This window comes from Arthrobacter sp. KUASC02 (assembly GCF_059739395.1).
In genome coordinates this window covers 984,426-999,934 of record NZ_AP046053.1, presented here as the reverse complement: position 1 = coordinate 999,934, position 15,509 = coordinate 984,426, and the positions used below count along the sequence as shown (strand labels likewise).

General features: G+C 66.6%; 12 protein-coding genes. 4 read left to right on the top strand and 8 right to left on the bottom strand.

From position 1 onward, the window contains the following. Window positions 1–43: 43 nt before the first annotated feature. Both AC6JAC_RS04620 and AC6JAC_RS04615 read left to right on the top strand, forming a co-directional pair. Window positions 44–1,060 (top strand): asparaginase, encoded by a 1,017-nt coding sequence (locus tag AC6JAC_RS04620; RefSeq protein WP_028269879.1) that lies wholly within the window; start codon window positions 44–46, stop codon window positions 1,058–1,060. A 1-nt stretch (window position 1,061) separates the two neighbouring features. Then, window positions 1,062–1,433: a sterol carrier family protein gene (locus AC6JAC_RS04615; RefSeq protein ID WP_497963584.1), complete on the top strand. Its 372-nt coding sequence runs from the start codon at window positions 1,062–1,064 to the stop codon at window positions 1,431–1,433. A 15-nt stretch (window positions 1,434–1,448) separates the two neighbouring features. Here the strand turns inward: AC6JAC_RS04615 and AC6JAC_RS04610 are convergent, their stop codons facing one another. The 5 genes from AC6JAC_RS04610 to AC6JAC_RS04590 all read right to left on the bottom strand — a co-directional run bounded on the left by AC6JAC_RS04610 (window position 1,449) and on the right by AC6JAC_RS04590 (window position 7,123). Then, window positions 1,449–2,099: a Pr6Pr family membrane protein gene (locus tag AC6JAC_RS04610; RefSeq protein WP_028269877.1), complete on the bottom strand. Its 651-nt coding sequence runs from the start codon at window positions 2,097–2,099 to the stop codon at window positions 1,449–1,451. A gap of 100 nt (window positions 2,100–2,199) precedes the next feature. Beyond that, window positions 2,200–3,708 (bottom strand): cation:dicarboxylate symporter family transporter, encoded by a 1,509-nt coding sequence (locus AC6JAC_RS04605; protein WP_028269876.1) that lies wholly within the window; start codon window positions 3,706–3,708, stop codon window positions 2,200–2,202. Between the two features lie 219 nt (window positions 3,709–3,927). Continuing rightward, window positions 3,928–4,707 carry an SDR family oxidoreductase gene (locus AC6JAC_RS04600; protein WP_028269875.1) on the bottom strand — a complete coding sequence of 260 codons (780 nt, stop codon included), beginning with the start codon at window positions 4,705–4,707 and terminating at the stop codon, window positions 3,928–3,930. 42 nt (window positions 4,708–4,749) lie between these two features. Further along, entirely contained in the window at window positions 4,750–5,493 is a 744-nt protein-coding gene (locus AC6JAC_RS04595; protein ID WP_028269874.1) for an aspartate/glutamate racemase family protein, read from the bottom strand. A gap of 61 nt (window positions 5,494–5,554) precedes the next feature. Further along, complete coding sequence (locus AC6JAC_RS04590) at window positions 5,555–7,123, bottom strand: NCS1 family nucleobase:cation symporter-1 (protein ID WP_028269873.1); 1,569 nt, start codon at window positions 7,121–7,123, stop codon at window positions 5,555–5,557. A 300-nt stretch (window positions 7,124–7,423) separates the two neighbouring features. On the opposite strand from AC6JAC_RS04590, the gene aceE reads away from it, so the two are divergent. Both aceE and nboR read left to right on the top strand, forming a co-directional pair. After that, window positions 7,424–10,192, top strand: a complete 2,769-nt coding sequence (gene aceE / locus AC6JAC_RS04585) for a pyruvate dehydrogenase (acetyl-transferring), homodimeric type (RefSeq protein WP_497963581.1) — start codon at window positions 7,424–7,426, stop codon at window positions 10,190–10,192. A gap of 83 nt (window positions 10,193–10,275) precedes the next feature. Beyond that, window positions 10,276–10,887: a nicotine blue oxidoreductase gene (gene nboR / locus AC6JAC_RS04580; RefSeq protein ID WP_028271144.1), complete on the top strand. Its 612-nt coding sequence runs from the start codon at window positions 10,276–10,278 to the stop codon at window positions 10,885–10,887. Between the two features lie 32 nt (window positions 10,888–10,919). On the opposite strand, the gene AC6JAC_RS04575 is transcribed toward nboR, so the two are convergent. The 3 genes from AC6JAC_RS04575 to AC6JAC_RS04565 form a co-directional block, all read right to left on the bottom strand. Next, window positions 10,920–11,570: a uracil-DNA glycosylase gene (locus AC6JAC_RS04575; protein WP_028271145.1), complete on the bottom strand. Its 651-nt coding sequence runs from the start codon at window positions 11,568–11,570 to the stop codon at window positions 10,920–10,922. Window positions 11,571–11,665: 95 nt separating this feature from the next. Next, window positions 11,666–12,649 carry an aldo/keto reductase gene (locus tag AC6JAC_RS04570; protein ID WP_028271146.1) on the bottom strand — a complete coding sequence of 328 codons (984 nt, stop codon included), beginning with the start codon at window positions 12,647–12,649 and terminating at the stop codon, window positions 11,666–11,668. A gap of 7 nt (window positions 12,650–12,656) precedes the next feature. Further along, window positions 12,657–15,509, bottom strand: coding sequence for a molybdopterin-dependent oxidoreductase (locus AC6JAC_RS04565; protein WP_028271147.1), 2,853 nt, complete (start codon window positions 15,507–15,509; stop codon window positions 12,657–12,659).

The following is a 15,509-nucleotide window of genomic DNA, read 5'->3' as shown; positions in this document are numbered from 1 at the left end:
CGGATTTCCCGGGTTTCCAGCACCGGCACCATAGACTTTAGCCATGCCAGAAAATCCGCATGCCACATTCACAGTGGAGTCCGCCGTCGAACTGGCAGTCGTGGAACGGAGCGGTTTCGTTGAATCGCGGCACATCGGCTCAGCCGTGGTTCTTGCCGCCGACGGAACGGTCGTCACGCAGCTCGGCGACATCACCACCCCCATCTATGCCCGCTCGGCGCTGAAGCCGCTCCAGGCCCTCGCGGCCATGCAGGCCGGCGTCCCCCTGCGCGGCGCCCAGGTGGCCCTGGCCTGCGCCAGCCACACCGGGTCGCTGGACCACATGGACGTGGTGGAGGGGATGCTCAAGGCCGCCGGCGTCAAGGAAGACCAGCTGCAGTGCCCCACCGCCTGGCCGCAGGACGAGAACGCCCGCCACTGGCTGATCCGGTCCGAGCAGGGCCGGTCCAAGCTCGCGTTCAACTGCTCGGGAAAACATGCGGCGTTCCTGTGGGCCTGCACGGAGAACGGCTGGGACACCCACAGCTACCTTGAGCCCAACCATCCGCTGCAGCAGCGCGTCCGCTCCGCGATCGAAGAGTATTCCGAGGAGCGGATCGCCCACCTGGGCATCGACGGCTGCGGCGCTCCGGTGGCAGCCATCTCGCTGACCGGACTGGCCCGGGCCTACTCCCGGCTGGCCAAGGCTCCCGGGGACAAAAACTCCAATGCCCGCGCCGCCACCATTGCCACCTCCATGCTCGACTACCCGTGGGCCGTGCAGGGCAAGGGTGAGCCCAACACCATCGTGATGGACGAACTGGAGATCATCGCCAAGATCGGCGCCGAAGGTGTACTGGCCATGGCCACCACCACAGGCGTCTCCGTGGCCATCAAGGTCCTCGACGGAAACCTGCGTGCCACCACCCTGGTGGGGCTCACGCTGCTGGCAGCCTCTGGCGCCGTGGACATCCCGGGCGTTTCCAGCGTCCTGGAAAAAGTGGTGGAACCCGTGCTCGGCGGCGGCCGGCCCGTAGGCAAGATCCGGCTGGGCCACGCCGTCTCGGCCCTGTTGGACTGACATGGCCGTTTCACGACGACGCATTGAGATCGACGAAGGCCGCGCCGCCCTGGCCGCCTGGCTGGCAGCCGGCGTCCCGGCGTCGGGCGTTCCGCGTGCGGTGACCGCGACGGCGGTGCGCTACACGCTCGAAGAGGTCACCGCCAGAGCGCCCGGCAATTCCGTGGAGGTCCGTGTTCCGCCGTTCGGCGTCACCCAGTGCGTGGAAGGCCCGCGGCACACACGCGGCACTCCCCCGAACGTCATCGAGTGCGACGCCGCCACCTGGCTGGAAATGGTCACCGGCCGGTTGAGCTGGGCAGACGCAGTAGCTTCGGGCAAAGTGTCCGCGTCGGGGCTCCGGGCGGACTTGTCGGAACTGCTCCCGCTCTAGCCTCCGGGAAGACGTTCAGCGGACCTCGGCCGGTAGTTCGGCGGCCGGGTGCGGGACGGTGTCCTGAAGCTTCGTGGACAGCGCAATCACCACGGCCAGCACAAACGCCAGCACCGCGATCAGCACGGACATGAATGCCACGTGGCCGTAGCCCTCAATCCGCGGATCCAGGAACGGGTAGGGGTACCAGTCCGCGAAAGGGCCGCGGAGGAGGCTGTACACCAGGTACGCCAGCGGGAAGGCAAGCCAGATCAAGGACTCCTTCAGGGAGATCCGTTTCCGCGGCAGGTCCACGAGCCAATCGATGACGATCACGGTGGGCATGGTGTAGTGCAGCACCACGTTGATCCACGGAACCGCGGTGTCCACCTCGATGTTGCTCAGCAGCAGGCTGTAGGTAATCCCGGTGATGGTCATGTACATGGTGGCGGCGCCGCGCAGGAGTTGCAGCCAGCGGGCGGTCCGTCCCTGCCAGGCGTACCAGCCGGCAATGGCGAACGTTGCCGTTGCGATGATGTTGGACTCGACCGTGAAGAAGCTGAAGAAGTTCAGCGGCCGGTAGTCGGCGATGTTCTGGACGTTGTACGTGAACTGTCCCACGAGTGCCGCCAGGCACAGCGCCGCGAAGAAGTACCGGAAAAGTGCAAGTCCCCTGTTTGCCGTCATGGGTTGATCCTAGGCCAGGCCCGCGGGCGGCCGGGGAAAAACGCGCAGCCCCGCCCCGGTGGGTTCCGGGGCGGGGCTGCTGTCCTTTTTTCAGGTGCCGCTATTCGTGGTTAATCGCGGCCGAACTGCGCTCCGGCGGAGCTGCGTGGCCGCCGGGCCGTGTCATTTGGAATCCGGGGATGTCCTTGGGATCGGGACCGCCGCGGAATTTGGGGGACGGTGCTTCGCCGCCGCTGATCCGGGCAAGCTCCTGGTCCTCGAAGTCGTCCTCGACGCCGAGCATGATGGCGGAGTCATGGTTGGTGATTTCGCCCCGGAAGGCACGGACCATAACGCTGCGGTCGAACTGGCCCTCCCATTTGGAGACCACGAACGTGGCCACGCAGTTGCCCAGCAGGTTGACTACGACACGCATGGAATCCATCAGGCGGTCCGCACCCAGGAGCAGTGCCACGCCGGCAACCGGGAAGATCCCGAGGGCGGCAGCGGTGGCGGACAGCGCGAGGAACGAGGAACCGGGCACTCCGGCCATGCCCTTGGAGGTCAGAAGCAGGACGCCCAGCGCGGCCAGCTGCTGGCCCAGGTCCAGGTGGTGGCCGAAGGCCTGCGCCAGGAAGAGCAGGGAGATCGACAGGTAGATGGCGGCGCCGTCGAGGTTGAACGAATAGCCGGTGGGAACCACCAGCCCGGTGGTGGCGCGAGAGCAGCCGGCGTTGGTCAGCTTGGTCATGATGCGCGGCATCACAGCCTCGGTGGAGGCGGTGCCGAGCGCCAGCAGGAACTCCTCGCGGGTGTACTTCAGGAAGTGCCAGAGCGGGACGCGGGCAAAGCCCCATGCCACGAGGAACAGCAGGCCAATGAAGACGATGGCCGCGCCGTAGCAGGCGGCAATGAGCAAGGCGTAGGTGCTGAGGGTGTCGAGTCCGTACTGGCCGATGATGAACGCCATGGCACCGAAGGCACCGATCGGGGCCACCTTCATGATCCAGGACATGATCTTGAAGATGAGTTCCAGGACGGTCTCCATGAGGCTGATGACCGGCATGCAGCGTTCGCGTCCGATGACGACGATGGCCGCGCCGAAGAACACCGAGAAGAACAGGACCTGCAGGAGGCTGTTGTTCGCGAAGGCGCCGATGACGCTGGTGGGAATGACGTCCAGGATGAAGGCTGCAGCGTCCTTCGGGACGGCATGGCCGGTCTTGGCGTCCAGGGCCTCCTGGGACAGTGTGCTCGGATCGATGTTCAGCCCGGCACCGGGCTGGACGATGTTGCCTACGATCAGGCCGAAGACCAGCGCGAACAGCGTGGCCGCGGTGAAGTAAAGAAGGGCTTTGACTCCGACCCTTCCGACCGCCTTGACGTCGCCTACGGCCGAAATGCCGGTGACGATCACCAGGAAGATCAGCGGCGCGATGATCATCTTGATGAGCTGGATAAATCCATCACCGAGAGGCCTCAGCTGCGAGCCGAGGTCCGGCCAGAAATGTCCGATAAGAACACCTGCCACGACGGCGATCAGAATTTGGAAGAAGAGCGACCTATACAGGGGCTTCTTCTTCGACGGCGCCGAACTCGCCTTCAGCGCCGCGGAATCTGGGATCTTCATTGATCTGTACCTATCAATCGGGAACAGCCCCGGAAATCGGGGTCTGTTTCCAAAGTAACCCCGCTCACATTATTCCGCAAGGGGAAATTGAGTTTTCACAATACGGAATTAGTTGGCACTTTGCGGGCACGAAAAAGCCACGGCTTCGGACACCCGCACCCTGGATCATGGGGTGCGGATGTCCGAAGCCGTGGCGGAAAGTAGCGGAGTCCCCGGCTGTCAGCCGCGGCCGATGAACGGCATGCCGGCGGCTGTAATCACCACCGAGCCAACACTGGCCGACGGCGGCATGCCGGCCATCAGGAGCACCGCACGTGCGGCGTCCTGCACCGGGAACGTGGGCTCCACCCTGCGGCTGCCGTCAGCCTGGAGGGCGCCGGAGTCCACGCCGATGGTGCCCATGATGTCCGTGGCCGTGTTGCCGATGTCGATCTGGCCGCACGTGATGCCGAATTCCCGGCCGTCCAGCTCGATGCTCTTGGTCAGGCCTGTCATGGCGTGCTTGGTCACCGCATAGGCCACGGTCCGGGGCCGCGGCGAATGCGCGGAAATGGAGCCGTTGTTGATGATCCGGCCGCCCTGCGGCTCCTGGGCTTTCATCGCCCGCACCGCAGCGGCAGCGCACAGCATCGAACCGGTGAGGTTCACCGCCACCACCGCGTCCCAGTCGGCCACGCTGATCTCGTCCACTGACGCGGCCGGGCCGAACACACCTGCGTTGTTGAACAGGACGTCCACCCTCCCCCACTTCTGGAGGGCCGCAGCGAAAAGGCGCTCGACGTCGTCGGGCACTGTCACGTCGCACGGCACCGTCAGGGACTGGCGGTGGCCGGCCGCGGACTCCAGCAGCGGAGCCTCGCGGCGGCCGGCCAGCACCACGCGGTACCCCTCGGCCAGCATGAGCCGCGCCACCGCCCGGCCGATCCCGGAACCTGCTCCGGTCACGACGGCAACCGGCCCCGGCCGGTGGGGTGGAACGGGCCTGTGGGTTGCAGTCATTCATCGCTCCTTGGTTTGAGGGCCGGGCTTCCGAGGCCCGGCCTACCGCGCAGCAGGCACTTCCGCTGCCGTTACGGGCCAGCCTATGACCGTCTTGGGCCGCGGGGTGGCGTAGGTCCGGACTTTGGACGTGGACAACCCCAGCCGCACCAGGGACTCCGCGATAGTGACGGCCGCCGCCACGCCGTCCACCACCGGAACCCCGGCACGCCGGCGGATCTCCTCGTCCAGCCCGGCCATGCCGCCGCAGCCCAGGACAATGACCTCGGCCTTGTCATCGCGGACGGCAACCAGGGCCTGTTCGATGATCGCTTCCACGGCCCGCTCCGGCTCCTCCTCCAGCTCGAGGACAGCCATGCCACTGGCCCGCACGGAGGCGCACCGGGCATCGAGGCCGGCCAGCTTCAGCCGGTCCTCGATCAGCGGAACCGCCCGGTCAAGGGTGGTGACCACTGAATACTTGTGCCCCAGGAACATCGCCGTGGAGGCTGCAGCCTCGGTGATGTCGACCACGGGGACGTCCAGGAGCTCCTGCAGCCCCTCCCGCCCGTGCTCGCCGTAGCCGGCCTGGATGACGGCGTCGAACGGCTCCGGGTAATTGACCACGGCGTCCATGACGGCGATCGCGGCGAGGTAGCTTTCGAAGTTTCCCTCACAGGAGTCCGCGCCGAACCGCGGCGTGATCCCGACGATCTCCGTCCCGGGCGCCGCGACGGACCGCGCCTGGGCGGCAATGGAGTCGGTCATGGACTGCGTTGTGTTTACGTTTGCGACAAGAATGCGCATGTCTGTCTCTTCCGTTTTCCGTGCTGAACTTTTCCGTGCCGAACTTTTCCGCGCCGCGGTGTCAGTGCGTGCTCGCCACGGCGATGGACTCGCCGTCGACATCTTCCAGTTGCTGCGAGCGGTCCGCGATGAAGTAGTACACCACTGCAGCGATGCCGGCGGCAAAGAACCAGGCGAACGGCGCCGCGCCCTCCAGCGCGGGAACGAACGCGATCAGGAGCGCGACGGCGGCGGCCGGGACCAGGGCAATGATTGCCCGGGGGTTGACGCCCTTCTTGTAGTAATAGGCTCCGGCGGGGTCATCCGTATAGAGCTCGGGGACGTTGACCCGGCCGCGGCGCAGCAGCCAGTAGTCGGCCATCACAACGCCGAACAGCGGGCCGAGCAGTGCTCCGAGGCCGCCCAGGAAGTACACGATCACGAGCGGATTGTTGTACAGGTTCCACGGCAGGATGATGAGCCCGATGGAGCCGCTGACCCAGGCCGCTTTGCGGAAGTTCAGGTGCTTCGGGAACAGGTTGGTCAGGGCGTAGACGGGAGCCACGAAGTTGGCCATCAGATTCACGGCGATGGTCAGGATGAGGAGCGCGAGGCAGGCCAGGACCAGGAACAGGGTGTTGGGGATGGTCTGGACAATGTCCGACGGGCTCTGGATCACCGTGCCGTTGATTTTGAACTGGCCGCCTGCCATGACCACCACGATGGCGCCGAAGAGGAGCATGTTGATGGGGATTCCCCAGAAGTTGCCGCGCACCACAGCCTTCTTGGAAACGGCCGAGCGGGTGAAGTCGCAGAAGTTCAGCACAAAGGTTCCGTAGATGGCCACCCAGAGGGCGCCACCGGCGAAAATGGTGCGCCACATGTCCGCGCCTTCGAGGGCGTTATCCGAAGCCCAGGCGATGGAGCCGCCGGCCTCCACGAAGATCCAGATGGCGAGGGCGGCCATGGTCACCAGGATGATGGGGCCGGCGAAGGCCTCGTACTTCCGGATCATTTCCATGCCGAAGCTGACGATGACCAGCTGGACGATCCAGAGGAAAGCAAACGCGGCCCAGCCGAGCGTCGAGAGGCCGAGGATGGAGTTGGTGTCCAGTTCGTGGAGCGAAGGGACCATGGCCACAAGCATGACGCGAAGCACTACTGACGCAAGGTACGTCTGGATGCCGAACCAGGCCACGGCCACGGCTCCGCGCAGAAGGCTGGCGATCTGGGCGCCCCGGATGCCGAAGCTGATCCGGCTCATGACGGGGAACGGGACGCCGGTCTTGACGCCCATGAAGCCGGAAAAGCTGAGCAGCGCAAACAGCAGGACCGCGCCGATACCAAGGGCGAGGAGGATCTGCCAGCCGCCGAGCCCGAGCGCGAACAGCCCGATGGCGAAGCCATAGTTGCCGAGGCTGTGCACGTCGTTGGCCCAGAGGGTGAAGATGCTGTAGCTCGTCCAGCGCCGGCCCTGCCGCTTCGTCGGGGCAAGGTCGGTGTTGTAGAGGGTGGGGCTGATGGTGCGCCCGGATGTGGCGCTTGCTGATTCGCACAGGGCCTCGATGCCCTGTGCGTGATGGACCGGCTGTCCCGACGACTCTGTCGGGACAGGAGCCGTTTCGACGCCGACTGATGGGGTCGTCTGCATCTGGATCTCCAGTTCTAGGGATGGGTTGGAGGCGGAAGTCTGCGCCCCCGAAGCTTCGTTCCACATTATGGAAAATTGGTTTTGTGGAGTGGAATAACTTTATGACCTGCGTCACGCCGCGGTCAAGGAGGCCACACTGTCACAATCGGTCCGCAAGCATCCTTCGGGCCATCCGGGTACGCCGCGCGGCCTCTCCACCTTGACCGCCTGCCCGCTCCTGCATAATCTCGAATGGCAAGAATGTTTTCTCACAATATGAAAACTCAGAGCCCAGACATTCAAAGATGAAAAGAGGCTGCCGTGGCTGCAGGAGAAGATACCTCCCATATCCTCAGCGGGTTGACTAACCAGCTGCCTGATCGTGATCCGGAAGAGACCGCCGAATGGATTGAGTCCCTGGATACGCTGATCAGGGAACAGGGCACCGAGCGTGCCCAGTACATCATGCGCAGTCTCCTGCAGCGTGCCGGCGCCCAGAGCGTCGGGGTTCCGATGGTCACCACCACGGACTATGTGAACACCATCCCGGTGGACCAGGAAGCGGAGTTCCCCGGGAACGAGGAATACGAACGCCGCTACCGGGCCTACATGCGCTGGAACGCCGCGGTGATGGTGCACCGGTCCCAGCGGCCGAACATCGGGGTGGGCGGGCACATCTCCACCTACGCCGGAGCCGCGACCCTGTACGAGGTCGGCTTCAACCACTTCTTCCGCGGCAAGGACCACCCCGGCGGCGGGGACCAGGTCTTCTTCCAGGGCCACGCCTCCCCCGGCATGTACGCCCGCGCGTTCATGGAAGGCCGGCTGACCGAGGAGGACCTGGACGGGTTCCGGCAGGAAAAGTCCAAGGCCGGGCACGCCCTGTCCTCCTACCCGCACCCGCGGCTGATGCCGGAGTTCTGGGAATTCCCCACCGTGTCCATGGGCATCGGGCCGATGAACGCGATCTACCAGGCCCAGTCCAACCGGTACCTGCACAACCGCGGCCTCAAAGACACCTCCGACCAGCAGGTCTGGGCGTTCCTGGGCGACGGCGAAATGGACGAGCCCGAGTCCCGCGGCCTGCTCCAGCTCGCCGCGAACGAGAACCTGGACAACCTGAACTTCGTGATCAACTGCAACCTCCAGCGCCTGGACGGACCCGTCCGCGGCAACGGCAAGATCATGCAGGAACTCGAAGCGTTCTTCCGCGGCGCGGGCTGGAACGTCATCAAGGTCGTCTGGGGCCGGGAATGGGATTCCCTGCTGACCAAGGACGCCGACGGGTCCCTGGTGAAGATCATGAACGAAACCCCCGACGGGGACTACCAGACCTACAAGGCCGAATCCGGCGGGTTCGTCCGCGAACACTTCTTCGGCAAGGACCCCCGCACCAAGGAACTCGTCGCGGACCTGACCGATGACCAGATCTGGAACCTCAAACGCGGCGGCCACGACTACCGCAAGGTCTACGCCGCGTACAAGGCAGCAACCGAATTCAAGGGCAAACCCACCGTCATCCTGGCCAAAACCGTCAAGGGCTACGGACTCGGACCGCACTTCGAAGGCCGCAACGCCACCCACCAGATGAAGAAACTCACCCTGGATGACCTGAAGGAATTCAGGGACTACTTGAGGATTCCCATTTCCGACGCCCGTTTGGAAGAGGACCCGTACAGCCCGCCCTACTTCCACCCCGGCGCAGACGCCCCCGAAATCGCCTACCTCCTTGAACGAAGGAGGGAACTCGGAGGCTACACGCCCGAGCGCCGTCCCAACCACAAAGCCATTGAACTGCCCGAAGCCAAGACCTTCGACGTCGCCAAGCGCGGCACCGGCAAGCAGCAGGCAGCCACCACCATGGCCTTCGTCAGGCTCCTCAAGGACCTGCTCCGCGACAAGAAGTTCGGGCACCGGATCGTTCCCATCGTGCCGGATGAATCCCGGACCTTCGGCATGGACGCGTTCTTCCCGACCGCCAAGATCTACAACCCGGGCGGCCAGAACTACCTGTCCGTGGACCGGGACCTGGTCCTGGCCTACAAGGAATCCGCCCAGGGCCAGCTGATTCACCCCGGCATCAACGAAGCCGGCGCCGTCGCAGCCTTCACCGCCGCCGGCACCGCCTACGCCACCCACGGCGTGCCGCTGATCCCGGTCTACGTGTTCTACTCCATGTTCGGCTTCCAGCGCACCGGCGACGCCTTCTGGGCAGCCGCGGACCAAATGACCCGCGGCTTCATCATCGGCGCCACCGCAGGACGGACCACCCTCACCGGCGAAGGCCTCCAGCACGCCGACGGCCACTCCCCCATCCTCGCCGCCACCAACCCGGCAGTGGTCACCTACGACCCCGCCTACGGCTACGAAATGGGCCACATCGTCCGCGACGGCATCGAACGCATGTACGGACCGGCTTCCGAAGGAAACAACGGAACCGGTTCAGCTGCTGACCGCAACCTGATGTACTACATCACCGTCTACAACGAACCCATCACCCAGCCCAACGAACCGGAGAACCTCGACGTCACCGGCGTCCTGAAAGGCATTTACCGGGTGTCGGCGTCGGACGCTGAGGGTCCGAGGAGCCAGATCCTGGCGTCAGGCGTTTCGGTCCCGTGGGCGCTGGAAGCCCAGCGGATCCTGGCCGAGGACTGGGGCGTCTCCGCCGACGTCTGGTCCGTCACGTCCTGGAACGAGCTCCGCCGTGACGGCCTGGCGGCCGAGGAGGAGGCCTTCCTGAACCCCGGCGAACCGGCCCGGATCCCCTTTGTAGCCCAGCAGCTGGCCGATGCGCAGGGCCCCGTGGTGGCGGTCTCGGACTACATGAAGGCCGTCCCGGACCAGATCCGGCAATTCCTGCCGCATCAGTTCGCCTCGCTCGGCGCGGACGGCTTCGGCTTCTCCGACACCCGCGCCGCGGCCCGCCGCTTCTTCAAGAACGACACCCACTCCATCGTGGTGAAGACGCTGCAAATGCTCGCGGCGAGGGGCGACGTGGAGGAGGGCGCGCCGTCGTACGCCATGGACCGCTACAAGCTCCTGGACGTCAACGCCGGGACCACCGGCGGAGCGGGCGGCGACGCCTGACCTGCGAATCCACATGACAGATGACGGCAGTGTTCCCGCGGCACACTGCCGTCACCTGTCATGTCGCTGGATAGGCTGGGGCGATGGCTGACTCACTGGAACCGCGCACGACGGCGGTGCTGCTCGCCGCCGGGGCGGGCACCCGTTTGGGACGGGGACCCAAGGCCCTGCTGCCGTTCCGCGGCGGCACCCTGGTGGAAGTGCTCGCCGGGGTTCTGCTCGACGGCGGCTGCCGCGAGGTCGTGATCGTCCTCGGCGCCGACGGGGCGGGAGTCGCAGAAACCGCGGATCTGGGCCGTTATACCGTCGTCGAAAACCCCGATTGGGAGTCCGGGATGGGCGGTTCGTTCCGCGTAGGTGTGGGGGCTGCGCCAGCCGGGGACCACGTGCTGATCGCGCTTGTCGACCAGCCCGGCCTGACTCCGGAAACGGTGTCCCGGCTCTTGGCAGCGCACCGGCCGGGCCGGGTGACTGCCGCCGCCTACCGCGCGCCGGACGGGTCCCTGGAACGGGGTCATCCGCTGCTGCTGGACGCCGCCTTGCGTACCGAAGCGGCGGAATCAGCAAGGGGCGACGCCGGCGCACGGTTCTTCCTCAAGGCGCACCCGGAACTTATCGACCTGGTGGACTGCAGCGACCAGTCCGGCGGCGACGACCTGGACTCAACGGACCAGCTGGGGCTGCTCGGCCAATAGCCCCGGCCGGCAATCCCCAAACCCGCATTCACTCAGGCCCGCACCCCGGCCGCGAGCAGCTCCTCCAATCCGCGCTTGAACCCGGACCGGCCGCCGTGTGCGGGATGCCTGATCTTCGGCACGTCCAGTCCGGACCGTTGCAGGCTGCGGTGCGCCACGTTGCCCACTGCCACCACGGTTTCAATGGGAAACAGCTCCGTCAGCGCCTGCCAAAACGGAGTCCCCAGGATTGCCTCGGCGGCCGTGGGCGTCCGGTTGGACAGGGGACGCCCGGGTACGTGAGTGTGCCACGGGCAGGCGCTCCACAGCACGGGCAGGAAATCCAGCTCGGCCAGCACCTCCCACATCACCGTGGCCGTGGGCTCCGCAGGAATCCCCGCGGCATCCGGCGGCAGCACGTAGCCCTTCCCCGGACCGAACAACCCGAAGCTGTTGGCCGGGCCCTCGAACATGGTGCGGCTGGTGAAGGGAACACCGGTGATCCGCATGCCCCTGAAACCGGGAGCCTCACCCACCAGCAGCACCCTCGGACGCCGCTCCAGCATTTCGCCCAGATACAGCTCCAGGTTGCGTCGGCGCTGCGCATTTTCCGGTACGGCGTGATCGAAGAAATTGTTGCACCCCGGGCCTGTGGCCACGGCTGCGAGCCGCTCAATGAACGCCTCAACGGACCGCGTGCTCACACTAGCCCCCGCCCAAGCGCGAACGGGCAGATAATGCCCGCAAACCGCCGGTTTGGGGTCATTATCTGCCCGTTCGCGCTCAAGTGAGTGACCGGCTACCAGCGCGGGTGGATCGACTCGCGGAAGTAGCGGTCGTAGATTTCGTGGACGCCGACGTCGAACGTTGCGTCAATGCCGCTGACGGCCGCGGCGGCGGCATTGGAGCGGGCCTGTTCCACGTTGCGCGCGCCGGGGATCACCGTGCTGACGCCGTCCTGCGCAGCGATCCAGGCGATCGCCGCCTGGGCGGTGCTGACGCCGTCGGGTACCAGTTCCTCGAACTCGGCCACCGCCTTGAGTCCCTGCCCGAAGTCGACGCCGGAGAAGGTCTCCCCGACGTCGAACGCGGAGCCGGTGCGGTTGTAGTTCCGGTGGTCGTCCGCCGCGAAGGACGTGTCCGCGGTGTACTTGCCGGAGAGCAGGCCCGAGGCGAGCGGGACCCGGGCAATGATGCCCACCCCGGCTGCCTCGGCCGCGGGCAGCACTTCGTCCAGCGGCTTGAGCCGGAAGGCGTTGAGGATGATCTGCACGGTGGCCGTGCCGTCGTGGCGCATGGCCTCGAGGGCTTCCTCGGTCCGCTCCACGCTGACGCCGTAGTTCCGGATGGCACCTTCGGCCACGAGCGTGTCCAGTGCGTCATAGACCTCGGCGTTGCTGTACACGGCGGTGGGCGGGCAGTGCAGCTGGACCAGGTCCAACTGCTCGACGCCCAGGTTGCGCCGGGACCGGTCGGTCCACTCGCGGAAGTTGGCGAGGTTGTAGTTCTCCGGCTGCTGCTCCATCCGGCGGCCCATCTTGGTGGCCACCGTGATGTCCAGGCCGGGGTTGTCCGCCAGGAACGCGCCGACGGCCTGCTCGCTGCGGCCGTCGCCATAGACGTCCGCCGTGTCGAAGAACGTAACGCCCTCTTCCACGGAGGCGGCCAGGATGGCCTGCGCCTGTGCGGGGTCCACGTTGCCCCAGTCCGCCCCGAGCTGCCAGGTCCCCAGTCCAACGATGGAGACGTTCCGTCCGGTCTTGCCCAACAATCGCTTTTCCATCATCCGACTATAGGCCGTTAGCGCTCTCAAGGCGCGGAGTCAGTCCCGCTTCCTTCAGCCCCAGGTAGATCTTGTCCCGTGCGATGGGGAGCTCGGCAAACCTCACCCCCGTGGCGTTCCGGATAGCGTTGGCGAGCGCCGGGGCCACGGGATTGAACGGGCTCTCGCTCATCGATTTCGCCCCGAGCGGGCCCAGTTTGTCGCTGGTCTCGGCGAAATAGACCTCGCTGCGGGGCACGTCCGCGAAGGTGGGGATGTGGTACTGCCGCAGGATGTCCGTGGTGACCTTCCCGCCGTCGTCCACTTTCACTTCCTCGTACAGCGCCGCGCCGAGGGCCTGCGCGATCCCGCCTTCGATCTGGCCGCGGCACTGCCGCGGGTTGACCACCACGCCGGCGTCGGCGGCCTGCACGCTCTGCAGGATCTTCAGTTCGCCGGTGCCGGTGTTGACTGCCACCCGGAAACCCTGGACGTTGAACGCCACCGATCGCGGTGTCCCGCCCCAGTGCCCCTCGGTGGCGAGCTCGACGCCGGCGGCTTCGGCGGCGTCGAAAATATCCGTCAGCGGCACCCGGGCTCCTTCGCACACCACGGCGTCCTCCTCCAGCACGACGCCGGAGGCCTGCACCTGGCGGATGCCCGCGGCGAACGCCCGGATCCGGATGGCGAGTTCTTCCGCCGCAGCCAGCGTGGCCTTGCCGGCCACCACGGTTCCGGCGGAGCCGAAGGCGCCGGTATCGTGCTGCACCAGGTCGGTGTCCGACTGCCGCACCGTGATCCGCCCCGCTGTCGTGGACAGCGCGGTGGCCGCGAGCTGCGCGTGCACGGTGGTGGTGCCGTTGCCGAATTCGGCGGTCCCGACGTCGGCGGCGTACGTTCCGTCTTTGAGGAGCCGGAGCCTGGAGTGGGCAAAGTGGCCGCGCGGCGGGACCGTGTCGATCATGGACAGCGCAGTCCCCTCCCCCGTGACCCAGTCCGGGCCCAGGTCATCGAGGCCGGCGGCCCGGTACCGCTCGAGTCCGCGGGCTAGGGCGTCCTGGACCAGGCTGGTGCACTGGTCCAGGCCGTAGCTGCCGTAGTGCACGTCCTCTTCCGGTTCGGAGTGCGTGGAGAGCATGTCGTCGCCTTCGAGGACCATGTTGCGGCGGCGGAACTCCAGCGGATCCATCCCGATTCCGGTGGCGAGCTCGTCGATGCCGGACTCGATGGCGAAGATCATCTGGCTCAGCCCGTAGCCGCGGAACGCCCCGGACGGCACCGTGTTGGTGTACACCGCGTGGGCGTCCACCTTCTTGTTCGCGCACTTGTACACGCCCAGGGATTCGCCGCAGCCGTGGAACATCACGCCCGGGGCGTGGTTGCCGTAGGCGCCGGTGTTGGTGAGCACGTCCAGCTGCAGCGCGGTGAGCCTGCCGTCCCTGCTGGCACCGGCTTTGAGGTGGATGGTGAACGGGTGCCGGGTGGTGGCGGCCGTGAACTGTTCGGTCCGGGTGAATTCGAGCTGCACCGGTCGCTTCAGTTTCAGCGCGGCAAGGGCCACGACGTCCTCGGTGAGCACCTCCTGCTTGCCGCCGAAGCCGCCGCCCACCCGGCCGGCCACCACGCGGATCTGCTCCTCCGGCAGGCCAAAGACCCGGGACAGCGTGCGCCGGACCAGGAACGGGACCTGGCTGGAGGTACGGACCTGGAGCCGCCCGTCGTGGTCCACGGAGGCGATCGCGGCATGCGTTTCCAGCGCAGTATGCTGCACGCGGTGGGTCCGGTAAGTCTGTTCATGGATGAAGTCGGCCTCGGCAAACCCGGCGGCAACGCTGCCCAGTTCCGAGTGCAGCTCCGCCACGACGTTCTGTTCGGGCCGGCTGATGCGCGCCGCGGCCGCGTCCTTTTCGCCGTGGACCGCCGGGGCTCCGGGGCGCATGGCTTCCTCCGGCGTGAAGACCGCGTCCAGCACCTCGTACTCGACGTCGAGGGCGCGCACGCCGGCTTCCGCCGCCGCCACGGAATCGGCGACGACGGCGGCAACCTTCTGCCCGATGAACCGGACGACGTCGTCCAGGACGCGCGTATCGTCCGGATCGTCGGTGTACAGCTCGTGCTGGGCCGTGGAGAACAACTGCGCCGGCGCGTCCTCATGGGTGAAGACGGCCACCACTCCCGGGATCTCCAGTGCGGCAGTTGAGTCGATGGACAGCACCCGGGCATGGGCGTGCGGCGACCGCGCGAGTTTCAGGTGCAGCAGCCCGGGCAGTTCCTCGGCGGGGACGTCCAGGGTGTAGCGGGCCTTTCCTGTCACGACGGCGAGGCTCGCCGGGGCGGGAACGTCGTCACCCAGCTGGCCCGGCTTGGGCTCCGGCTGCCCTTCGCCGGCGATCCCCGAACCGGGGCCCTTGGGGTCCGGGTGTCCTTCACGGCCGCAGACGGCGTCCTCGATGGCCCGGTATCCGGTGCAGCGGCAGAGGTTGCCCTTGAGGTTCCGGGCCAGGTTCTCCGTCTGCTCCTCGTCGAAGGTCGCGGCCGTCATCACCATGCCGGCGGTACAGAATCCGCACTGGAATCCCTGGCGCTCCAGGAACTGCTGCTGCATCGGGTGGAGCTCGCCGGCGGTTCCGCAGGTGCCGGCGAGCCCCTCGACAGTAGTGACGGAGTGCCCCTCAGCCCGGACGGCAGGGTAGATGCAGCTGTGAACGGGAGTGCCGTCCACGTGGACCGTGCAGGCGCCGCAGTCGCCGCCGTCGCAGCCTTTCTTGACGCCGAAGTTGCCCTGCTCTCGCAGGAAGGTGCGCAGGCACTGGCCGGGACGCGGCTCGGCGTCGGCCGGGACGCCGTTGATTTCAATGGCGCGGGTGGTCTGGTTGGCCAT